26 protein-coding genes and 1 pseudogene are annotated in these 22,067 nt (G+C 43.5%); 17 read left to right on the plus strand and 10 right to left on the minus strand.

Annotated elements, in window-relative coordinates:
- Positions 1–9 precede the first annotated feature (9 nt).
- The gene (locus ERX40_RS07915; RefSeq protein WP_243713004.1) at positions 10–813 is read left to right on the plus strand and encodes a pyruvate, water dikinase regulatory protein; all 804 of its coding nucleotides are present in this window, start codon (positions 10–12) and stop codon (positions 811–813) included.
- Positions 814–966: 153 nt separating this feature from the next.
- Complete coding sequence (locus ERX40_RS07920; RefSeq protein ID WP_133417961.1) at positions 967–2,295, plus strand: APC family permease; 1,329 nt, start codon at positions 967–969, stop codon at positions 2,293–2,295.
- 26 nt (positions 2,296–2,321) lie between these two features.
- Here the strand turns inward: ERX40_RS07920 and ERX40_RS07925 are convergent, their stop codons facing one another.
- A complete protein-coding gene (locus ERX40_RS07925) occupies positions 2,322–3,938 on the minus strand; it encodes an ABC transporter substrate-binding protein (protein ID WP_165980716.1) in 1,617 nt (538 codons plus the stop codon).
- Positions 3,939–4,030: 92 nt separating this feature from the next.
- On the opposite strand from ERX40_RS07925, the gene ERX40_RS07930 reads away from it, so the two are divergent.
- Together ERX40_RS07930 and ERX40_RS07935 are read left to right on the plus strand one after the other, a co-directional pair.
- A complete protein-coding gene (locus ERX40_RS07930) occupies positions 4,031–5,266 on the plus strand; it encodes an MFS transporter (RefSeq protein ID WP_133417963.1) in 1,236 nt (411 codons plus the stop codon).
- Positions 5,266–5,766 (plus strand): GNAT family N-acetyltransferase, encoded by a 501-nt coding sequence (locus tag ERX40_RS07935; protein ID WP_243713006.1) that lies wholly within the window; start codon positions 5,266–5,268, stop codon positions 5,764–5,766. Before ERX40_RS07930 ends, ERX40_RS07935 begins: the two co-directional genes overlap by 1 nt.
- Before the next feature lie 81 nt (positions 5,767–5,847).
- Here the strand turns inward: ERX40_RS07935 and ERX40_RS07940 are convergent, their stop codons facing one another.
- Positions 5,848–6,624, minus strand: coding sequence for an LPXTG cell wall anchor domain-containing protein (locus ERX40_RS07940; RefSeq protein ID WP_133417965.1), 777 nt, complete (start codon positions 6,622–6,624; stop codon positions 5,848–5,850).
- 196 nt (positions 6,625–6,820) lie between these two features.
- On the opposite strand from ERX40_RS07940, the pseudogene ERX40_RS11605 reads away from it, so the two are divergent.
- The 3 genes and pseudogenes from ERX40_RS11605 to ERX40_RS07950 form a co-directional block, all read left to right on the plus strand.
- A pseudogene (locus tag ERX40_RS11605) lies at positions 6,821–6,955 on the plus strand (MerR family transcriptional regulator); the annotation flags it as partial.
- Positions 6,956–7,040: 85 nt separating this feature from the next.
- Positions 7,041–7,562: a GNAT family N-acetyltransferase gene (locus ERX40_RS07945; protein WP_133417966.1), complete on the plus strand. Its 522-nt coding sequence runs from the start codon at positions 7,041–7,043 to the stop codon at positions 7,560–7,562.
- Positions 7,556–8,200, plus strand: coding sequence for an endonuclease III domain-containing protein (locus tag ERX40_RS07950; RefSeq protein WP_133417967.1), 645 nt, complete (start codon positions 7,556–7,558; stop codon positions 8,198–8,200). The genes ERX40_RS07945 and ERX40_RS07950 overlap by 7 nt, the downstream gene beginning before the upstream one ends.
- Positions 8,201–8,422: 222 nt before the next feature.
- On the opposite strand, the gene ERX40_RS07955 is transcribed toward ERX40_RS07950, so the two are convergent.
- A complete protein-coding gene (locus ERX40_RS07955; RefSeq protein WP_133417968.1) occupies positions 8,423–8,875 on the minus strand; it encodes a MarR family winged helix-turn-helix transcriptional regulator in 453 nt (150 codons plus the stop codon).
- 135 nt (positions 8,876–9,010) lie between these two features.
- On the opposite strand from ERX40_RS07955, the gene ERX40_RS07960 reads away from it, so the two are divergent.
- A complete protein-coding gene (locus ERX40_RS07960) occupies positions 9,011–10,651 on the plus strand; it encodes an alpha-keto acid decarboxylase family protein (protein WP_133417969.1) in 1,641 nt (546 codons plus the stop codon).
- Between the two features lie 227 nt (positions 10,652–10,878).
- The gene (lepB, locus tag ERX40_RS07965) at positions 10,879–11,463 is read left to right on the plus strand and encodes a signal peptidase I (RefSeq protein ID WP_133417970.1); all 585 of its coding nucleotides are present in this window, start codon (positions 10,879–10,881) and stop codon (positions 11,461–11,463) included.
- Between the two features lie 26 nt (positions 11,464–11,489).
- Here lepB and ERX40_RS07970 read toward each other — a convergent pair whose 3' ends face one another.
- The 3 genes from ERX40_RS07970 to ERX40_RS07980 are packed head-to-tail and all read right to left on the minus strand — an operon-like array spanning position 11,490 to position 12,962.
- Positions 11,490–12,428 (minus strand): DMT family transporter, encoded by a 939-nt coding sequence (locus tag ERX40_RS07970; protein WP_133417971.1) that lies wholly within the window; start codon positions 12,426–12,428, stop codon positions 11,490–11,492.
- A 38-nt stretch (positions 12,429–12,466) separates the two neighbouring features.
- Complete coding sequence (locus ERX40_RS07975) at positions 12,467–12,778, minus strand: hypothetical protein (RefSeq protein WP_133417972.1); 312 nt, start codon at positions 12,776–12,778, stop codon at positions 12,467–12,469.
- On the minus strand, positions 12,771–12,962 hold the full coding sequence (locus tag ERX40_RS07980; RefSeq protein WP_133417973.1) for a hypothetical protein: 192 nt from the start codon (positions 12,960–12,962) through the stop codon (positions 12,771–12,773). Before ERX40_RS07980 ends, ERX40_RS07975 begins: the two co-directional genes overlap by 8 nt.
- Before the next feature lie 582 nt (positions 12,963–13,544).
- Between ERX40_RS07980 and ERX40_RS07985 the strand changes: the two genes are divergently transcribed.
- From ERX40_RS07985 to ERX40_RS08000, 4 genes are all read left to right on the plus strand, one after another.
- Positions 13,545–13,868 carry an ArsR/SmtB family transcription factor gene (locus ERX40_RS07985; RefSeq protein WP_133417974.1) on the plus strand — a complete coding sequence of 108 codons (324 nt, stop codon included), beginning with the start codon at positions 13,545–13,547 and terminating at the stop codon, positions 13,866–13,868.
- Positions 13,865–15,157 (plus strand): arsenic transporter, encoded by a 1,293-nt coding sequence (locus ERX40_RS07990; protein WP_133417975.1) that lies wholly within the window; start codon positions 13,865–13,867, stop codon positions 15,155–15,157. The genes ERX40_RS07985 and ERX40_RS07990 overlap by 4 nt, the downstream gene beginning before the upstream one ends.
- Before the next feature lie 9 nt (positions 15,158–15,166).
- On the plus strand, positions 15,167–15,562 hold the full coding sequence (gene arsC, locus ERX40_RS07995; protein WP_133417976.1) for an arsenate reductase (thioredoxin): 396 nt from the start codon (positions 15,167–15,169) through the stop codon (positions 15,560–15,562).
- Between the two features lie 90 nt (positions 15,563–15,652).
- Positions 15,653–16,780 carry an MFS transporter gene (locus ERX40_RS08000; protein ID WP_133417977.1) on the plus strand — a complete coding sequence of 376 codons (1,128 nt, stop codon included), beginning with the start codon at positions 15,653–15,655 and terminating at the stop codon, positions 16,778–16,780.
- 85 nt (positions 16,781–16,865) lie between these two features.
- On the opposite strand, the gene ERX40_RS08005 is transcribed toward ERX40_RS08000, so the two are convergent.
- From ERX40_RS08005 to ERX40_RS08015, 3 genes are all read right to left on the minus strand, one after another.
- Positions 16,866–17,066, minus strand: a complete 201-nt coding sequence (locus ERX40_RS08005; protein ID WP_133417978.1) for a cold-shock protein — start codon at positions 17,064–17,066, stop codon at positions 16,866–16,868.
- A 193-nt stretch (positions 17,067–17,259) separates the two neighbouring features.
- Positions 17,260–18,363, minus strand: a complete 1,104-nt coding sequence (locus ERX40_RS08010; RefSeq protein ID WP_133417979.1) for an ABC transporter permease — start codon at positions 18,361–18,363, stop codon at positions 17,260–17,262.
- Positions 18,360–19,082 carry an ABC transporter ATP-binding protein gene (locus ERX40_RS08015; RefSeq protein ID WP_133417980.1) on the minus strand — a complete coding sequence of 241 codons (723 nt, stop codon included), beginning with the start codon at positions 19,080–19,082 and terminating at the stop codon, positions 18,360–18,362. Before ERX40_RS08015 ends, ERX40_RS08010 begins: the two co-directional genes overlap by 4 nt.
- A gap of 143 nt (positions 19,083–19,225) precedes the next feature.
- Between ERX40_RS08015 and ERX40_RS11295 the strand changes: the two genes are divergently transcribed.
- From ERX40_RS11295 to ERX40_RS08030, 4 genes are all read left to right on the plus strand, one after another.
- Positions 19,226–19,387: a hypothetical protein gene (locus ERX40_RS11295; protein ID WP_165980717.1), complete on the plus strand. Its 162-nt coding sequence runs from the start codon at positions 19,226–19,228 to the stop codon at positions 19,385–19,387.
- Positions 19,388–19,426: 39 nt separating this feature from the next.
- Positions 19,427–19,648 carry a copper chaperone CopZ gene (gene copZ / locus ERX40_RS08020; RefSeq protein WP_133417981.1) on the plus strand — a complete coding sequence of 74 codons (222 nt, stop codon included), beginning with the start codon at positions 19,427–19,429 and terminating at the stop codon, positions 19,646–19,648.
- A 102-nt stretch (positions 19,649–19,750) separates the two neighbouring features.
- On the plus strand, positions 19,751–20,986 hold the full coding sequence (locus ERX40_RS08025) for an aminopeptidase (protein ID WP_243713008.1): 1,236 nt from the start codon (positions 19,751–19,753) through the stop codon (positions 20,984–20,986).
- Between the two features lie 39 nt (positions 20,987–21,025).
- Entirely contained in the window at positions 21,026–21,436 is a 411-nt protein-coding gene (locus tag ERX40_RS08030) for a hypothetical protein (RefSeq protein ID WP_133417982.1), read from the plus strand.
- A gap of 24 nt (positions 21,437–21,460) precedes the next feature.
- Here the strand turns inward: ERX40_RS08030 and ERX40_RS08035 are convergent, their stop codons facing one another.
- Entirely contained in the window at positions 21,461–21,988 is a 528-nt protein-coding gene (locus ERX40_RS08035) for a DUF402 domain-containing protein (RefSeq protein WP_165980718.1), read from the minus strand.
- Positions 21,989–22,067 lie beyond the last annotated feature (79 nt).

Consider the following 22,067-nt stretch of genomic DNA (forward strand, 5'->3'; position numbering starts at 1 on the left):
GGCGGTTGCTTGGACGACTTAAAAATATATGTTATTTCCGATTCTATCGGAGAGACTGCGCAGCGTATGATACAGGCGACGCTGACGCAGTTTCCGACAATCGAGACGATTGAAATCAAGAAGTTCTCCTTTATCCATGACAAAGAGAGCCTGACGAATATCCTGAATCTGGCGAAGAAGAATAATGCCATCATTGTCACGACACTTGTTGACGAAGAGCTTAATGCGTTCGGTCAGACATTTGCTGAGCGTGAAGAGATTTCCTATATCGATTATATGACAGGACTTATTCATGTCATTCAGCGGCATACCGGTATGGACCCCCTTATGGAGCGAGGCGCTTTTCGCAAGCTGGATGAAAATTACTTCAAGCGTATCGAAGCGATGGAGTACTCGGTTAAATACGATGACGGTAAGAACTTCACGAATCTGCAGGAAGCAGATGCCGTCATAGTGGGTGTGTCACGTACATCTAAGACACCGCTCAGTATGTATCTGGCCAATAAAGGTTATAAGATCGCTAATATTCCGCTTGTACCGGAATCACCGATACCTGAAGAAGTGTATCGTCAGAAAGGTCTGCGTGTATTCGGGCTGACAGCGAGTCCTGACTATATTGCAAACATCCGTACAGAGCGCGTAAAAGTACTTGGACTGCGTCAGGAATCAAACTATAACAACTTAAAGCGCATCAAAGAAGAGCTGAGTTATGCGGAAGAAGTATTCCAGCGTCTGAATGCGACAGTAATCAATACAGAATACAAATCTATAGAAGAATCAGCTTTTTACATCGAAAAATATTTAGGCAAATAGCAAAAACGCACTTGAAATGTCAAGTGCGTTTTTAACATTTGTGAATGTTCATAAAAACGTTAAATATACACAATTTTATCTCACTTTAACGCTTTTATTTATTATATAATGTAATTGCTTTCAAGGATCAAAGTATAAAAGGAGAGAAAGAACATGTCAGAGAAAACAGAGTTAAAAAAGAGTATCGGCTTTTTTCCGGCGCTCGCGCTCGTTATGGGGACAGTCATCGGATCAGGTGTCTTCTTCAAAGTTTCAGCAGTTACTGAAACGACTGATTCGGTCGGTTTAACGTTCCTGGTCTGGATACTCGGTGGTATCATGACTATCTGTGGTGGTTTAACAGCCTCAGAACTTGCAGCCGCTATTCCCGAGACAGGGGGAATGACAAAATATCTTGAACGGACGTTTGGTGATTTCTGGGGCTTCTTATCAGGTTGGGCGCTTGCCTTCATCTACTTCCCGGCAAACGTCGCAGCACAAGCCATTATCTTTTCAACACAGTTGATCAACTTATTCCATTTAGACAAAGGCCTTCTGTTACCCATCGCATTCTTATCAGCTTTAACTGTATTTCTCATTAACTTGATGGGCTCAAAAGCTGGCGGTATGTTACAGTCAGTCACATTAGTGGTCAAATTAATCCCGCTTGTACTGATTATTGTCTTTGGCTTAATGCAGTCGGACAAAGTTGACTTCTCATTATTCCCTCCGATGGACAGTGGAAGCGGCAGCTTATTCTCAATCATCGGTACCGGCTTACTGGCAACAATGTTCGCTTATGATGGCTGGATGCACGTAGGTAACATTGCCGGGGAAATGAAAAACCCTAAAAAAGACTTACCTCTTGCAATCTCAGTAGGTATCGGACTTGTAATGGCTGTTTACTTATTAGTTAACGCAGCATTCATGCTGACATTACCTATCTCAGCACTTGCAGGTAATGAAAACGCAGCTGCTGATACAGCAATGAGATTATTCGGTGACCAAGGTGGTAAATTAATCACAATGGGTATCATGATTTCTATCTACGGTTCAATGAACGGTTACACCATGACTGGTATGCGTGTTCCTTACGCGATGGCGGAGAACAGAATGTTACCATTCAGCAATCAGTTCCTTAAGGTTTCAAAATCAGGTGCGCCATGGTTCAGTGGTCTGATTCTTTTCATCATCGCAATGGTAATGGTTACAATGGGTGCATTCGAAACCATCACCAACATGCTGGTCTTCGTTATATGGTTCTTCTACTGTATGACATTCTTGGCTGTGATGGTCCTCAGAAAGAAAGAACCAAACCTAGAACGTCCATACAGAGTGCCGCTTTACCCGGTCATTCCCCTTATCGCGTTATTATCCGGTCTCTTCGTATTAGGTAACACACTGTTTACTCAAACGGCACTTGCCTTAATCGGTATCGGTATCACATTACTCGGTGTGCCGATCTACTACTACAAAAAGAAACAGAACAATCGCTTCGCATAATCAATAAAAAGCGAGTCATCATTCACTCAATGATGACTCGCTTTTTTACTGGGTTTGCGCCAAATCTGATAAAAATCAATGAAGCCATATTGATTGACGGAGAGGCCCTCCAAGGTGCGGTCAAATGTCAGACTGACTGGTACAGTATAAAGAGGATAGAATATAGCATACTGATCCAGCTTGCGGTCCACCAGTCTGTTCAGCTGTCCCCATCGTTCATAAGGATAGCGCTGGTAGAGCTGACGTATACTTTCAAACCACTTGTAACCCCTCATCAATCGGTGAATACTGGAAGATGCGCCGAACAGAAACTGATAGTAGGCAAGTGATTCAGGAATATCCAGGTATTCTCCGAAGAAATAATAATCTCCTGACAGATCCGTTTTTCTATCAATTGAGACAGTAAACGGATGATTGATTAATTCAAAAGGAATATCGTAGCGATCGAATATAGCCTGAAAAGCCTCTCTACTGCTCTCCTTGATCTCAATGCAGTCAATTTTTACGGGGGCATCAAACGCTGGACGTGATAGTTCCTGAGATTCGATATATCGAGAATGGTTGAGTACTTTTGGTTTAACTGCTTCTATAAGTGCATAGTACTCTTCCTTAAGTATGAATTTCAGAAACTGTTTCTGATCAGCAGTCAGTTGGCTTTCTGGATTCTGGCACATATAGAAGAAACCGATATTCTTTGTCAGAGTGGTTGAGGGCTGTTGCGGATCACCGATAACCGGCTCTTTGATATCCGGAATATAGACCATCTCGATTTCATCGATAAATGCAGTTGAGTTATAGTAGCCTTCAAACCGCTTCAGAATGGTAGTATAGTGATTGTCGCGTTTAATGAAATAAGGGCCGGTACCGATATATCTGCCGTCTATTTCTTTGAAGATACTAAGCGATACCGAGCTGAGCAGGGCTAAAATCTGAGGGCAGCGACCGAAATAAATTGTGAGCGATAACTCATCGATAAGATGGATATCATTGACTTCATCAAGCATATCTTGTGTATGAGAATGCTGCATGGCATATTCCAGCGTATGTTTGACATCATTTGAAGTCAGATAGGAGCCGTCATGGAACCTGACATGTGGACGGAGATAAATATCGATTGAATGTTCATGGAGATCATAATGATGAGCCAGCTTGAAGGTAACATGATGGTCATCAGTCACTTTGAATAACGTGTCATACACACTCATAAGAACACTTGCATTTTTTGCTTCAAGCACCTCAAAAGGGCGAGTGGATAATAGACTGTGACGTTTCGTAATAGTCAGTCTGTCCTCATTTGCCGCTGTCTTGGTAAACCCAAGCAGCTTATTGGATTTTGTGATTAACTTCTGATGAGCTAGACTGCTCCAGGGCCATGACAGATAAGGTAAAGCTTCTTCGGAATAACCATGATTCAGTAACTTTTTGACCTGCTGATAATAGTCCTCCTCAATATCAGTATGCCAGTTGATAATGGAATACTGCCCCCGACCCTTCCCACTTCTGTAAGAAAGAATCCCTTCACTTTGCCAGCGTTTTAAGTTGCGGGATAATTGCTTTTGGCTGAGGCCGATCTGTTGAGCAAGTTGGCTTTGAGGAATAGGCTGATTTTTGAACTGGTATAGGCTGAGCAGATGTTTTTCCATATTCCCTCCCATAAGTGGACATATGAAAGGATGTGTCCATTTTTTATTTGTGATGTCTGTAATAAGCTTATTACAACAAGGAGGGACTGACAATGCGTATAAGAGATTTGCCGGTTAATATTCATGTGCGGTTATGGGGGTCATTTATCAGTAGAATTGCAGCAAGCGCCGTATTCCCTTTTATGGCATTATATCTGACGGAGGAAGTCAGCAGAACATTCGCAGGATTATTTTTATCTCTCACGGTGCTCTTTTCATTTATCATTAACATTATTGCGGGGTATATTTGTGACCGGCTTCCTCGGAAAAAATTACTGGTCTTTCTCTCATATATGGATGGCTTATTTCTGAGTTTGATGGCATGGACCGTTTATTTGAATCAGATTCATTTATTCTTAATTTTTTTTATGATGAGTCTTACGGCTACTACGTTAAAACGACCAGCGTTTAGAGCCCTTGTACAGGACTCTGCAACACCGGAAAACAGGAAGTTAATCTATCAGCTGGATTACTGGCTTGTCAATTTATCGATAGCATTAGGTGCTGCCATCGGTGGAGTTCTTTATCATGAGCATAAGGTTCTGTTATTTTTTATGCTAGGGGTTATCACGTTATTCATCGCAGTGATATATCACCTTATCATTGAAGAAACATACGTATTTATCAGAGAAAAAGCACACGCGAATGTCTTCAGGGATTTACTTCATTCATATGCAGAAGTATCAAAAAATAAACCATTCGTCATACTCGTATTGGGAGGTGTGTTCATTATGTGCGCAGAGCTTTCTACAAGCAGTTATGTGGCAGTCAGATTAGCAGAAACATTCCGTACCGAAGAAATCTTCGGATTCAAACTGACAGGTGTCAGAATGTTCTCAGCGATTAATATCATTAATACATTGACAGTGGTGAGCTGTACGTTCCTCGTCTCCAGAGTGGTCGCGAAGTTACCTTTGAAGCGAGTGATGACAATAGGATTTTTGATGTACGGAATAGGATATACTGTGCTGACTTCAGCCAATGTATGGTGGCTGATTGTAATAGCCATACTGATCGCAACACTCGGTGAATTAATCTATGCACCTATAAAAAATGCAGAGGAGCTTGATCTGATACCACCTGATAAAAGGGGCGCTTATGGTGCGTTCAGCAATCTTGGATTTAACGGGGCAGATCTATTAAGTAAGTCAGGTATTATATTAGGCGCTTATCTTAATCCACTGGCTATGAGTGGTGTAATGGCAGTTATTGTGACACTCGGGGCAGTCTGTATGCTTTACAGTCTCTTTGACAGAAATAATGATCTGGAGAAAGAGGGGGTGGTCTGATGGAATTCAGAAAACTGACAGAAGCAGATGAGACCGCTTTTATGGATTATTATAACGAGTGGCCGGTTCCGGATGAAATGGTGCCGTCAGCAACGAATTATAGCCGTTATAACCGCTTTGACGATTTCCTGAGCGGCCTGAACCAACGGGAATCAGGAGAGGACTGGGTGACCAATACGACGTTCTTCTACTTTGTAGGTGGTAGAATTGTCGGCGCCGGTAATATTAGACATTATCTGAATGAAGCGCTTCTTCAGACAGGAGGGCACGTAGGTTATGGTGTAAGACCTAGTGAGCGGAACAAAGGATATGCTTTAGCCATTCTGAGGACTTCACTGGAGTATCTGAAAACGTTGAATGTTGAGCGGGCTCTCGTTACATGCGATGAAGATAATCCTGCATCAGCCAAAGTTATCATCAAAGCAGGCGGTCGGGAAGGTGAGAGGTACAGGCAGGATGATGGAATGGAAGTTCGTCGGTTCTGGATTGAACTTAAATGATTAACTGCTCAACTTAGCTTAGCACCTGAGCAGCAACACAAATAAAGACCACTCTTTTGAGCGGTCTTCTGTTGTACTTCATTATTTCTGAACACGTTTTCTTGTAAAGAGCATCAGCAGTGCGCCTGCTATTAAGGTAAGACCCACAAATATAGCAGGATAGTTTGATTGTTCTTCGCCTGTATCTGGTAATTGCATTACTTCTGTTGTCGGCTGTTCAATTGTTTTTTGAACAGGCTCCTCTGTAGTGACTACTTGTACGGGTGTGTCTGTTGTAAGGATAGGGCTGTCAGTTTGAATTTGCTCCACTTTAAGTGGGTTTTCAGTAGTCGGTACTTCTGTCATATTTGAATGCTGTTCTGATAATTGCTCATTCATGATATCTGAAACCATTTTATTGAAATCATATTGTGTCAATGAACCATTGTCCTTCTGCTGTGCGAGTTCATTAACGCGTTGCTGACGATCTTGTGTCAGCCATGAAGTGTCAAAGCCGTGTGGCAAGGTGTCATTTAAATTAATCATGCCGTCAGGTGTCTTGCCATCATTATTATGATCTTCAATCTGCTCGTTCATGATAGCTGATACTTGTGCATTATAATCATCCTGTGACAATTGGCCGGAGTCTTTCATCTGCGTTAATTGATTGACCTTGTCTAGACGTACCGGCGTTAACCAAGATGGGTCAAAGTCCGTTGGATTGTCAGAGCTTAATACGATTTTTTCAGATGGCTGCTGGTATTCAGTCCCAGATGTGTTTTGATTCTGAGACGCATAGACACTAGGATAAGACGCGGTCAGTAGAATAGCAGCTGTTAAAGCTGTTTTGCTCATCAAAGAACCTGATATAATTTTCATGATATACCTTCCTTTTCCATTATTTATGATTCTATAATATTACAAATATTACTTTTTGTCTTGATTTGTAATAATATTTACAATTTTTTTACTTTATTTATATTCCATCAATAAAAGTGGTCTGTATCGAGAGCTGTATGCATGCTGAAGCAACGTTCCGGGCTCATAGAAAGTAGCCCGGAATAATGGCACCGTTAGCCGGGAATCCCATCGTAATCTAGGGGAGATGTCTATCGCTGATGAACGATTCAGTAAGTACTATAATGCTAGAACGTCTCAGGATTCAGTTGCACTGTTAAAAGTCATCATCGATAAGTGGACAGATGAATAATCTGACCGTTTTTTGTTTCTACATGGATTGACATGGGAAGAGAATAGAGTGATTAAGATGAACAGATCTGTGAAGGAGGGATATAATGGAGGCATTGATCAGGGAGATTGAAGTGAAGGATGTACAGGCGCTGCAGACAATCAGCAGAGAGACGTTCAGGGAGACGTTTGAGGCAGATAATAGTGAGACACATCTGATGAATCACTTAAAGGCAGCTTACAATACTCAGAAATTGACAGATGAACTGGAGAATCCGGACTCATTTTTCTACTTCGCAGAGACAAAAGAAGGTATAGCAGGTTACTTGAAGCTCAACATAAGGGATGCGCAGTCAGAGGATATGGGCAATCGTGCGCTTGAAGTCGAACGTATCTATATCCGTTCTGCCTTTCACCGACAGGGAATCGGTCAGGCTCTAATGAAAAAAGCTTACGAAGTGGCAGCCGCTAAAGAAAAGTCCAGAATCTGGCTCGGTGTCTGGGAACATAATGCTCAGGCGATCGCATTCTATAAGAAAGAAGGCTTTCAGAAGACAGGAGAACATGTCTTTATGATGGGTGATGACCCACAGACGGATTTTATATATGAGAAGGAGTTAGAATGCTGACTTCGAGGGAACTTTACGACCTGCTTTATGCAGAACTAGGTCCGCTCGGCTGGTGGCCTGCGGATAGTGAGATTGAGATGATGATCGGTGCAATCCTGGTGCAGAATACGAACTGGAATAATGTTGAGAAGTCTCTTCATAATATTCAGGAGAAAAACGACTTCGACGCGGAGAAGATTCTATCGCTGACTATAGAGGAGCTGCAGGAACTTATCAGACCCAGTGGCTTCTATCATAATAAATCAAAGGCACTGATGACTTTACTGGAATGGCTGAGCGACTATGATTTCAATTATAAGCGTATCGATGAATATTTCGGTGCAGCACTTCGTACAGAACTGCTGAAATTGCGTGGCATCGGACCGGAGACGGCAGATGTGCTCCTCGTCTATCTCTTTGAACGCGTTGAATTTATTCCGGACAGCTACACGAGACGACTGTATAAGCAGCTGGGTTATACTAACACTGAGAGCTACGACAAATTCAAGAAGGAAGTCCGAATAGATGACTTCACAAATGCTGAGGCTAAAGAGTTTCATGGTTTACTGGATGAATTTGGGAAAAGATTTCTTACGACGAAGACTCGGGACAGCGAACATTTCCTGCAGACATTCTTTACTGAGGAAAAAGACGGCTGAATATTCTGTTGCGGATTGACAAGACAGAGGTCTATACAGTGTCTTTTAAATAACAAATGGAAATGAAGGTTGCACCCCTGACATTAAGATTGCTGAGCATCCCGATACCCATATAGAAATACCGCTTGGAAAGCAGTTCTGGGGCGGGATGATGGGGGCTTTGACTGATCAATGCGGTGTGTACTGGATGTTCAACGGAAACTAAAGCGTAGCAGAGGCGAGTTAATCACTCTTTTTTTTGTCTTTAAAATGGCTGATGATCTCATATCCCGGTCTTTTTGCGGCGAATGCTTCAATCACAGCATGCCAGTCTGCTCCTTCCTCATCAAAGATGGTCTGAAAGAGTTCGAGTTGAGCCTTGTTCAGCTTGTCTATCAACGCTTTACCTTCAGTAGTCGCATAGAGCTGTTTCATTCGTCTGTCGTGTTCTGCCGGCCGTTCTTCTATCAGCTTTTTTGCTTTCAGCGTCTTCAATGTCTCATGAGAACCCTGCTTGGAGATTTCCATCAGCTGAAGTAAGTCCTTGACGGTAATACCCGGTAGTTTACTGATGAAGAACAAGAAACGGTGATGCTGGCGTTTCATATCATACTGCTCAATAATATCGTCAGCGGTCTTGATAAAAGTCTGGTATCCAAAATAAAAAAGCATTAAATCCTGATCATTCGTTTTCATGGTATCACCTCATTATTATTGCCTTCATTATAGAACAATTCAGAGGATATGACGAGTTTGATAGGTCAACTATATTGACTTAAATAACTGAGAAGACTATACTTAAGTTATTAATTGGAGAAAAGGATGATGAACATGAAAAGAAGAGTAGGTCAGTATTTGATCGATCAGATCAGTGTCTATGGTGTCGACAAAATATTCGGTGTACCTGGTGATTTCAATCTGACATTCCTTGATGATATCGTCAGCCACGACAAAGTCGAGTGGGTCGGCAATACGAATGAACTGAACGGCAGCTATGCAGCAGATGGCTACGCACGCATGAAGGGTCTTGGTGCACTCGTTACAACGTTCGGTGTCGGGGAACTGAGTGCCGTCAACGGAATTGCCGGTTCGTACGCTGAACGTGTACCCGTCATTGCCATCACAGGCGCACCGACGACAGTAGTGGAGCAGGCCGGTAAGTACATCCATCACTCATTAGGTGAAGGTCGGTTCAATGACTACCGTAAGATGTTTGAGCCGATTACTTGCGGGCAGGTTTATCTGACAAAGGAAAACGCAGCAGTTGAGATTCCGCGTATCATCGCGAAAGCGGTCAGATTCAAACGTCCAGTCCATATCCATATGCCGATTGACGTGGCGATGGCTGAGATTGAAGTGGACGAAGCGGAAGTGAAGCCGCTGATCACACAGGACGTCACGAGCTATATGACACAGGTGACAGAACGCCTTGAACAGTCAGAGCGTCCCGTCTTACTCGTCGGTCACGAAATTAATTCATTCAATCTGCACAGCGAACTTGAGGAATTCGTCAATCAAACCCGGATTCCAGTGGCCCAGTTATCACTGGGTAAAGGGGCGTTCAATGAAGAGAACCCTTATTATATCGGTATTTACGATGGTAAATTCGCCCATCAGCAGGTGAATGAATATGTGGACGGCAGCGACTGCATCATCAACTTAGGTGCTAAACTGACGGACTCAGCGACAGGCGGCTTCACTTATACATTCCATCTGAAAGACGTCATCTTCATGAATGACGGTGAGTTCAGATACAGAAATACATTCGATTCGGACGTCTCTATACGTGACTTGATGAACGGTCTTTTGACCATTGACTACAGAAACGAGTCAGAATTCCCGACATTCAGCCGCGAAGGTGCGACAGACTACGTATTGAATGATGAGCCACTGAAACAGGACAATTATTTCAAACTCATCACAGACTTCCTCGAAAAAGATGATATCCTGCTTGCAGAACAAGGGACATCATTCTTCGGGGCCTATGACTTGCCCCTGTACACGGGTAATAAATTCATCGGTCAGCCGTTATGGGGTTCAATCGGTTATACATTGCCTGCACTGCTCGGAACACAGCTGGCCGATAAAGAACGTCGTAACGTCCTGCTTATCGGCGACGGCTCATTTCAGTTGACAGCACAGGAATTATCAACCATGATCCGACATCAGCTGAAACCAGTCATCTTCCTGATCAATAATGACGGTTATACAGTAGAACGTCTGATCCATGGTGAAAAAGAAGTGTATAACGATATTCAGATGTGGGATTACACAGCATTACCAGCTACATTCGGTGGAAAAGATCATGTCATAACGCAGAAAGCATCTACAGCGAACGAACTGAAAAAAGCTATGAACGCCATCAACGACAATAAAGACAAAATGCACTTTGTTGAAGTAGTGATGGACATCATGGATGCACCAGAGAAATTAGAGCAGATCAGTAAAGCATTCGCAGCACAGAATAAATAAGAGATAAGCCTTCCTCAGAGAGGCCTGATGAGTATCAGGAAGTGAATATCTGTATGGAAAACAGGAAAATAGGTCGCCTATTTTCCTGTTTTCATTTTCAATGAGAAAATAAAATGATTAAATTCCAGTTAGGTCTCTAATATCATACTTTCAGAGTTGAACAGCAGGTTATGACGAGATTATTCCGAGTCGCCGTGGTAATATATAGAAAAACTGTGGGGGCACTTATGAATCAAGAAATTAAAGAATGGTTGCTTACGATTACTATCAGTGTGCTTGCTTTTCTCATCATCAAAACGTTTTTCTTTACTCAGTATCAAGTAAGTGGTGAATCGATGTCACCCACTTTCCATAATCAGGATCGTCTGGTCGTAAGCAAAATAGCGAAGACGATGGATACGATACAAAGAGGGGATGTCATTATCTTTCATGCGACAAAAGACAAGGACTATATCAAACGTCTGATTGGTATATCCGGTGATACGGTTGAGTATAGAAATGATGAACTGCTGATCAACGGCAAGAAAGTGACTGAGCATTATCTTGATGAGAATAAACGACACAAGAAAAATAAATACTTAACAGAGAATATCTCAGTGAAAGAACTTGTTCATTCAGATGGTGAGTCTGAAATTCCGGCCGGTCGTTATCTGGTGCTTGGAGATAATAGGGACAACAGCAGTGACAGTCGTTATGAACTGGGCCTGATCCATAAAAAGGATGTGGTAGGTGAGGTAATTGTTCGTCTGTTCCCGTTTGACCATATGCAGTATAACTTCTATCCAGAGACGTTTGATGTCATCAATGAATAAAGAGCGGCCGCGGCCACTCTTTTTCTCTACACCAATTTAATTAAGATGACACCTGTAATCATCAGCAGAAATCCCACAATCTGGATGAGGGTGACGGGTACTTTAGGAGTGCTGAACCAGCCAAACTGGTCGATGGCGATACTGCAGAACAGCTGACCGAACAGACAGGCAACGACTACAAGGCCGGTACCGAGGATAGGAACAAGGGCTGCCATCGTCAGCACGAAGAACGCACCTAAGATACCACCCAGGAAAATCCACTTTGGCTTACCCTGTCCGAATCCAAGCCGGATATTCTGCACATTGCGCAAGATGAAGGTGATGCCGATCAATAACAGAATGGTCCCGACAACAAATGAGATAAAGGCTGCATGGATAGGAGAGTCAAGTGCCTGGCCTAACTGACCGTTAATAGCAGATTGAGTCGCCATCATCATACCGGCCAGTATACCGAAGAGCTGATAAGGCAGCTTGCCGGCAGAGGTGGCGTCTGGCGCATGACCATGACGTTTCCGGAAGTAATCAGGCAGTACGATGACTGCGAGAATGCCACCGATGAGCAGCACGACACCGACCGCACGGATAACTGAAAAAGGAATCTCTGGTGAACCGAACAGACCGAAATGATCGATGGCCATACTCGCGAAAATCTGACCGAGAATCGGCAGAATCACTGTCTGTACACCGCCAAGTTTCGGGAAGAGCAGGATATTTCCCGTCAGACTGATAACGCCGAGCAGACCCCCTATCCAGAGCCACCAAGGTGAATCGGTGAATACGTCACGTGGAATCAGCACAGTATGCTTCGTAAACAGCGTCACGAAGAGTAGGAAAATCGTCCCTACTAAAAATGAGACGAAAGAAGCGACGAACGGCGAAAGAACATATGAACGCAGCCTCGAGTTAATGGCTGTCTGTATAGGAACACCGATACCAATAGCTAATGCAATCAACAAATAAAACACAGACAACACTCCTTTGAATAGATAAATCCATTATAGAACTATCTGTAAGGAAATTGTGAAGTTTCATTTTCTTTTTTTCGGTAGTCCTCTAAAGCGACCTTTTTAAGATTACGCAGGAAATCACTGACGATAGTTCTATTCTTCTTCTTTGGCGTCAGAAAAACCATCAGCCTGCCGAAGAAATTCTGACCTTCTGTCGTTGTCATATAGTAGACATGCGTATGAGTCGCATCAATCCTGGTGACCGAATACAGAACCTTCATCATGTAAGTATTTCTGAGACGGGCGACTGATTCGTAATGCATCGCAGCATGTGATTTGCTGTAAGCTGTCACCTCATTATCAAACACAAATGTCCCCCCTGTGCTCATCGTAGTACTGAAGATAACGGGAACCGACCCTATCGGGGGTTTCAAAAAGCGTTTCAATCTTATTAATCTTCGGATTGACCCGTTTAATCTGATCTACCTCAAACAAAACAGATACAATATGATACGGCGCGGGAATCGTGATTTCACCATCAATTTTAATCATTGGACACCTCGGTTATAGTGATAATTTCAATATAACAGAAGAGAGGATGCAGTAATCTTACAGTTACCTTAAAAATAAAAGGAGACCCAACATGAATTCATACTGGATTAACCTGCCTGCTGCGGATATTGACAAAATGATTCATTTCTACGAAGATCTTGGAATGACGAATTCTGTTGGTGGTGCTGCACGTGTTGCTTTTAAGTGAGGCAATCAAGTTCTGATGTTCTTTCAGAAGAAAGCGGTTGCTGAAAATTTCGGACGAGAGTTACACATAACGAAATGATTATCTCTTTTGATGATTCGACAAATAAAGAAGTGGATAAGCTAGCTGCAAGATTATTGAACTTGGCAGCAAGCTGTTAAACACACCGCATGAACGCATGGGGTACTACGGCATTATGTTTCAGGATCCGGATGGACATTTTTTTAATATGATTGTTATGTGATCGTATATTCTCAAAGTGCTGAAGGTATAAGAAAAACTGTGGGTCTTAATATTTTTTGTTTTAAATATAGACAGCCATCTATATTTAGTTTATTCTATTCATAGACATTTATCTATATGAAAGAAGTGAGGTTATGAACTACGAACAAATAGCTCAGATTTTCAAAATATTATCTGACAGAAATAGAGTGGAGATTGTGGATCTCCTGTCATGCGGCCCCTTGTGTGCCTGTGATATTCTCGAGCATTTCGATGTGACACAGCCGACGCTCAGTCATCATATGAAGCAGTTGGTGGCTGCAGGACTGATTGACTCATGGAAAGAGGGCAAGAAGGTCATGTATAAACTGAATTCTGGCATGACGTCTGAATGGCTGGCTTTAAATCAGCAGCTGTTCACCGCGAACGAACGCTGTATCTGTTATCCTGCCTCTACTAGCTGTGGTGAAGTGGAATGACGATTATAGCGATTCTTATCTTCTTACTGACACTGACGCTTGTCATCTGGCAGCCCAAAAATCTGTCGATCGGCTATTCGGCAGTCGGTGGTGCGATACTGGCCTTATTATTCGGTGTTGTTGATTTCACAGATGTCATCGATGTGACGAAGATTGTCTGGAATGCGACATTCACGTTCATCGCGGTCATTCTGATTTCTCTTATTCTGGATGAGATCGGCTTCTTCGAATGGGCGGCGCTTCATATGACGCGTCTTGCTAAAGGTAATTCGTTTCTGATGTTTGTCTATATCTGTATTCTTGGGGCACTAGTTGCCGCATTTTTCGCAAACGATGGTGCGGCGCTTATTCTGACGCCGATTGTGCTTGCAATGGTCCGTCACCTGAAGTTCAGTGAGAAGGTGGTCTTTCCGTTTATTATCGCATCAGGTTTTATCGCGGATACGACGAGTCTGCCGCTTGTCGTCAGCAACCTCGTGAATATCGTATCTGCTGATTATTTCAATATCGGTTTCGGGGAGTATGCGAAGATTATGTTCATTCCGAATCTCTTCAGTCTGATCGCCAGCATCACGGTGCTCTGGCTGTACTTCAGACGACATGTTCCTGAAACATATGACCAGTCCATGCTGCGTGAACCGAAGTCAGCGATTAAGGATGTACGACTGTTCAGGATATCCTGGATTGTTCTAGGATTACTGCTTGTCGGCTATTTAATCAGTGACCTTATTCATGTGCCGGTCTCAATCATCGCCGGCGTCATCGCACTGATCTTTATACTGCTCGCTCGCACGAGTCCCGCTGTCCAGACAGAGAAAGTCATTAAAGATGCACCGTGGGCCATCGTGTTCTTCTCTATCGGGATGTATGTAGTGGTTTACGGACTTAGAAATGTCGGCTTGACCAGTCTGCTGGCAGACGTCATCAATCAGTTCAGTGCGACCGGTTTATTCGGTTCAATAATGGGAATGGGCTTTATGGCAGCGTTTCTCTCATCGGTCATGAACAATATGCCGACGGTGCTGATTGATCTGATTGCCATCGATCAGTCTCAGGCTCAAGGTGTGATTCAGCAGGGGCTGACTTATGCGAATGTGATCGGCAGTGACTTAGGGCCGAAAATCACACCGATTGGTTCCCTGGCGACGTTACTCTGGCTTCATGTACTCAGTCAGAAAGGCGTCAAGATTTCCTGGGGCACTTACTTCAAGACAGGGATTATCATTACCATCCCGGTGCTGTTCTTTACGTTGCTTGGTCTCTACTTATCAATGATGATATTTAATTAGGAGGATATAATGAAGAAAACCATTTATTTCTTATGTACAGGTAACTCATGCCGCAGTCAGATTGCAGAAGGGTTCGGTAAAAAATACCTGCCGGACTGGAATGTCTATTCAGCAGGAATTGAAACACACGGTGTGAATCCAAAGGCGATTGAAGTGATGAAGGAAGTAGGTATCGATATCATCAACCACACATCAGACAAGATCGATCCGGAAATTCTGAACAATGCTGACCTGGTCGTGACACTCTGTGACCATGCGAAGGACGTCTGTCCGGTTACACCTCCGCACGTGCGTACTGAGCACTGGGGCTTTGAAGATCCTGCAGGACAGGACTGGTCAGTATTCCAGCGCGTGCGTGATGAAATTGGTGCACGTATTAAACTATTCAGTGAAACAGGAAGATAAATCAGAAATAAACCTGTCATTTAATGGCAGGTTTATTATTTTGGGTAGGGGTATAAGGAATAGTATTTTAATTAAAGGAGTTAATACGTTTTGAAAAAGAAAAACGAAATTGTTTTTACGGGAATTGTCTTCATTGCGATGGCTTACGGCATATCCCGCTTCAGTTATGGTCTGCTACTGCCCTATTTCGCAAAGGACCTTGAACTGACCAATCAGGTTTCAGGAATTATTTCGGCGGTATCCTATCTGACATACTGCCTCGGCCTGGTCTCAATGTTCACGCTGTTCAGAAATTACCAGCCAAGAGCGATATTGATGATATCAGGTGCTTTGTCCTTATATGGTCTCTATAATATGATGGTTGCTGAACATTTCCCGTTGTTCGGTTCCGGCGTCATTATACTCGGTTATTCGGCTGGTCTTGCGACTGCGCCGTTCGGTCAGATCATCAAAGAGAAAGTAACATATGGTTACCAGGACCGCAGCAATTCCTGGATCAATACAGGTATCGGACTGGGACTGATACTGGTAGGAATAATAGTGTGGGTAGTGGGAGATCGCTGGCGTATTGGCTATGCTGTCTTTCTTATTGTCAGTCTGATTATTATGTGGTTCAGCTATAAGAAGTTGCCTGAAGTTGATATGAGCCATCTGAATTACAAGACGGATCTCAAAAATATTTTCTACGGTAAGAAATTCATTATCTCGACCATTTTGCTCGGCATCGGTACATCGGCATACTGGACGTATTTCCAGTCCTATATCTTTCAGACGCAGTATATCCAGTTCACCAATCTATTCTGGATCATGTTAGGGGCGGGTGGCATGCTCGGCGGTTTTGCGGGGCATATGAACGAAAGACTAGGGATGACTAAGATACATATTCTTACAGCCATTCTGCTTGGTGTTTCCAATATCACGCTTGTACTCAGCGAGCACTTCCTGCTGATGATGTTGTCAGTCACATTATTCGGACTTGTTTACGTCTTTGCCATGGGGGTCTATGCATTCTGGTGTGCGAGATTATATGTGGAATATCCTGCGATGGGTATTATCGTGACCTTTGTCAGTCTCGCGGCGGGTCAGTTCATTGGCACATTCTTATCAGGATTTCTGCTTGAATCCTATGGTTATCAGACCCTCTTCTATATTTATGGCGCATTCAGTCTGATGACGATATTGTTCAAACCAATGGCAGAAGAGCTTGCTGATATATAATAAAAGAGACGGATAACCGAGTGTTATCCGCCTCCTTTATGTATAAAAAAAGACATCTCAATTTGAGATGTCTTCTATCATTAAATTATAATTTAACGATGTTAGCAGCTTGTGGTCCGCGTTGACCTTCTTCGATGTCGAATTCAACTGCCTGGCCTTCTTCTAATGATTTGTAGCCTTCACCTTGAATAGCACTGAAGTGAGCGAATACATCGTCGCCGCCTTCAACTGAGATGAAACCGAAACCTTTTTCTGCGTTAAACCATTTAACTGTACCTTGTGTCATGTGTCATGACCTCCAATAAATTATTACTAAATCAGAATCCTCTTTAAAAAGAAAAATTCACACGTTACAAAAGAATCAACAAACCACGATTACTTTTGTACCATGTGAATGTGTTACCTTTTTAACGTTCGATTTAATTTCTTTTATTATAGAACAGAAAGTTTGTTTTGTCCACCCATTCTTCCATATTTTATTACAAATTTCGATATTTTTTCAGTGCTACAATATTCAAAATGATGAAGAGTGCGGCGAAGAGGAATAAGACAATCAGCTCCAGTGTGACATCTCCGAGCGGCAGCCTTTTGTACATCACCGACTTCAGTGCATTTCCGGCGTAATAAAGCGGAGACATGTAGGTAAGCCACTGAATCCAGCGGGCCAGCGGGAAGAGGCCGGACAGGAAAATCTGCGGCACAATAACGATGGAAATGAACTGCATCATCTGAAATTCTGACCGGGCGAACGTAGAGAGCAGTAAGCCGAATGATAACGCCATAAATGCGATGACGATATTGATGATGATAACGCTGCCGACGGATTCAGACGGCCCGAGCTTTAGTACGTAGACCGCATAGAGGACGATGATGATAGTCTGAATGATGGCAAGCAGACCGAAGCCGAGTACGTAACCGAGTACAATCTCATGGCGACGGATCGGTGTTGTCAGCATGCGTTCTAAAGTTCCGGTCGTCCGTTCCTTCAGAAAGCCCATCCCTGCCGGCAGAAAGGCGAACATGAAGACAAAGAAGCCGATGAGGAGAGGCGCGAATGTATGGAAGAGTGTTGTGTGCTGATCACCATAAACATAATGTGTCGTGATATCTGTTTGCTTTGGTTCATCAAACTCAATTTTCCTGGTCGGACTGAACGGGAATTGATTAAGTGTTTCCGTTAAATCCCTGAACTTGGCCTTCATATCATCGATGACGGTAATCTGCGCTTTCTTCTGATAAGTCTGATTGACGACCAGTTCTAATTTCCTGGCGATTGAGATATTATCATTCAGAAGCGTGAGTGTGACTTTATCGCCTTTTTTCTCGGCGATGCCGTCCAGCCTTTCATCTGTCAGTAGTGACGCGTCCATCGAATCCAGTTCTGTCACTGCAATAGCCTGTGTCTCAATCGTATCGATGACTGAGGGCTCGAGGTTGACTGTGCCGAGTATCGCCGCAGGTTCCTCGCTGTCAAAGGCAAAATAAAATAGTGTCAGAATGAGTATAGGGGCCAGCAGGGCCAGTGTCCATTTATCGCGTAATTGTTCACTTAAAAGCCGCTGCGTTAAGCCTATGATTCTCATCGTCTTCCTCCCCGTCCGGCACGGATGAATACTTCATCGAAGGACTGCGCATCATCATCACGCAGCAAATCATGGGGAGTGCCTGTCGCGATAATCGTCCCTTCTTTAATCAGTGAAATAGCGTCACAGCGTTCAGCTTCATCCATGACGTGCGTTGTCATCAGAATCGTCTTGCCGGTTCTTTTCATGTCACGAAGTTCCTGCCAGATTGAAGCGCGTAGTTCCGGATCGATGCCGACAGTCGGTTCATCAAGTATCAGGATATCCGGCTCATGCAGCAGGGCGATGGCCAGTGATAACCTGCGCTTCATGCCACCTGAGTAGTTCCTGACTTTCTTTTTCAGATCGACTGTCAGATTGACGAGGTCCGCGGCATAACGAATCTGTGAATCTGCATGACTGTTCTTCATATTGAAGAGCTGGGCGAAAAATCTCAGATTCTCGTAACCTGTCAGTTCAGTATAAAGCGCATCGGCCTGTGCCATATAGCCGATATCGTTCAGCAGAGTTAAATGGGGTACCCGGATATCCTTGATATAGATGGATCCCGCTGACGGTGTCTCAAGTCCAGCCAGCATACGCATCAAAGTAGTCTTGCCGGAACCGGATGGACCGATAAAGCCGTGGATGGCGCCTGTTTGAATCACCAGATCAATATCATGCAGAACAAGCTGGTCATAGGATTTAGATAGATCATTTACGATGATCGCTTCAGTCATAGAAAGTCGCCTCCTATTAAATGCCGCATTCATTATAAAAGCGGTAATGATTACTAAATCTATTATAGACTTAACCCCATCATTTAGGGGGATGTAAGACGAAATATCACGAAGTCACTTTTGATGCTATACCACTGAGTTATATGATTGAGGTATCTGCTGATCAGAAGAAGCCTGAATTTGAATCTCGGAAAATACCTGCAAGTCGCTATCTGATCTTCGAGGCGGCAGATACCGATTCTCGAGCATTATCAGGTGATATTCAAGCCGGCTATCTATCAGAAATTTGGATACCCGTTGAGTAAAAGGGTATAATAGAAGAAATAATAAAAGGAGTGAGTTTAATGGCTAATCAGACATTAGATGTAAGAGGCATGACTTGTCAGCACTGTGTAAATGCAGTGGAAACAAGCGTGGGAGCGCTTGATGGTGTGGATAACGTCAATGTTGACCTCGATAACGGTAAAGTAAAAGTCGATTATGACGACAGCAAAGCGACAGTGGAGAATATCCGCGACGCGATCGAAGAACAGGGCTATGAAGTCATTCCGCAGCAGGATCAGTAAGAGTGACAGACAAGGAATGGATGAAGGTCCGTTCTTTTTTTTATACATTTCTTTACTATTTATTTCGGATTCCGATATAATGATAAAAAAGGAGTGAACACAATGATGAAAAAGTTTGAAGAACAAATCAATAAGTATGCACAGGTTATCGCTAAAGTAGGACTGAATGTCCAGGAAGGGGAGACAGTGGTCATCTCCTCGGATATCCGTGCGCTGGAGCTGGTCCGTGCCGTGACCGCTGAATGTTATGAGCTGGGCGCTAAACAGGTCATTACAGATCTGTCAGATACAGACCTGACTAAACTGCATATCAATCATCAGTCAACGGATACTCTGGAAGAGATTCTGCCCTATGTACAGGCTAAGCAGGATTACTATCTGAACGAGAAGGCGTCGATGCTCTATATCCATTCGACGTCACCTGAAGCACTGAAAGATGCAGACACAGAGAAACTGATGGCGGCAAACCGTGCTGGACGACAGGCGGCTGCTGCGCTCAGTGCGTCACGCATGCGCTACGATCAGAACTGGTGTATCATCGGTTATCCTTCACCAGAATGGGCTGCGCTTGTCTTTCCGGATTTACCGCAGGAAGAAGCGGAAGAAAAATTGATGGATTATATTCTGAAGACCGTGCGGGTCGATCAGGAGGACCCAGTGGCGGCCTGGGATGCGCATAGCAAATTCCTGAAATCACGCGCGAAGTGGCTGTCAGACTATAACTTTGACCGCCTGAAATATACAGCGCCTGGCACCGACCTTGAAATCGGCCTGATCGACGGTGCACGCTTTACAGGAGGCGGTCATAAGAACCGCAAAGGTCTGGATATCCGTGTCAATATGCCGACTGAAGAAGTTTTCACATCACCCGATTACCGCCGAGTGAACGGGACTGTCAGCAATACATTGCCGCTCAGCTATAACGGTCAGATTGTAGACCGCTTCAAGCTGACGTTCAAAAACGGTGTGGTCACTGATTTTGAAGCGGAACAAGGCTATGATGTTCTACGTGAGCTGCTGGAATCAGATGAAGGTGCCTGCAGACTCGGTGAAGCAGCCCTTGTGCCGGTCGATTCACCGATTTCTAATTCAGGCATTCTCTACTACAATACACTTTTTGATGAGAACGCATCATGCCATATCGCCATCGGTAAAGCTTATCCGGGACCCGTTCCTGGCGCAAATGAGATGACTGACGAGGAGCAGGATGCAATCGGACTTAACCATTCCCTGATTCACGTCGATTTTATGATCGGCAGCAAAGATCTCGATATCGACGGTATCACGCGTGATGGTGAAATCGTCCCTGTTTTCAGACAAGGGAACTGGGTAGAATAAATATGTTATACTAAGGAAAAATACCAGGAGGCCTTTGGAATGAATAAATGGGTTAAAATCGGAATCGGTGCTGGCGCGGGATACTTCGCTTACAGAACAGCCTGTATGTCGCTGAAGAAATATAATAGCGTGAACACGCTGATGAATGATCTGTTAGGTCATCGCAACTATCATGAAGTCAGAGAGTTGATTTTCAGCGTTCTCGATAGTTTCACAGCGGACAAGAAAATCGAAAGCAGGACAGAGGCGCCTCATGCTGAGAAAATCAATACAGAATCGGAACCAAGGGTGTCACCACAGGACGAGACGCTTACAGGGGCTGTAAAAGCCGTCTTCGATCTTCCGGTCGTGAGTGAACTGATTCCTGATAACAAGGATGTCAAGATGATTAAAGAAGTGATTGACGAAGCAGCAGAAGTCGAAAAACTGATTCGTGGCTGGTTCAAATAAAAATAGCAGCTGAAGTTGAAAAACTCAGCTGCTATTTTTCTGTCCGGAATATTTTTCGATTGAACTGAAATTACTGATGCCAAATGGAAAGACATCATCCGCTATATTATTCTTCAGCTCCTGCAGGGAGACGACCGCGAAATTAGTGAGCTGTATCGGATAATGATAGGTGCGGCTGTTGTCGATATAGACATCACTGTTCTTGATGAACCATTCTCCGGCGCTGCTCTTCACATAATCGATATCGATATCTGTATAGGTTATAAAGCCATCTTGATAAGTACAGGGCGTTGAAATATTGCAGAATGTGCTGACGGGTTCCATCCTGTCATTGATCGCAATGGAGACCGTATAACCGTGATACTTGGAGAAGAAATGAAGCGACGCGTACTCATAGACGATTTCTTTATTTTTGATATAGTGTTTCAGAACTGTGTTCTCTGGACATTTCACAAACCAGTAATGACTGGTCTCCTCGAGTAATTCACCTGAATATTCGATGTAAGGCACATTCGGATATTTGCAGGACTTGATAGTGATGGTGTTCGTCATGTGTTCACATCCTCTATGTCGTAGTCTCCTCATTATTATATACCTGAAAAATACGAGATGTATACGTTTTCACAAAATC

The organism is Macrococcus carouselicus (genome assembly GCF_004359515.1).
In the GTDB taxonomy this organism is placed as follows: domain Bacteria; phylum Bacillota; class Bacilli; order Staphylococcales; family Staphylococcaceae; genus Macrococcus; species Macrococcus carouselicus.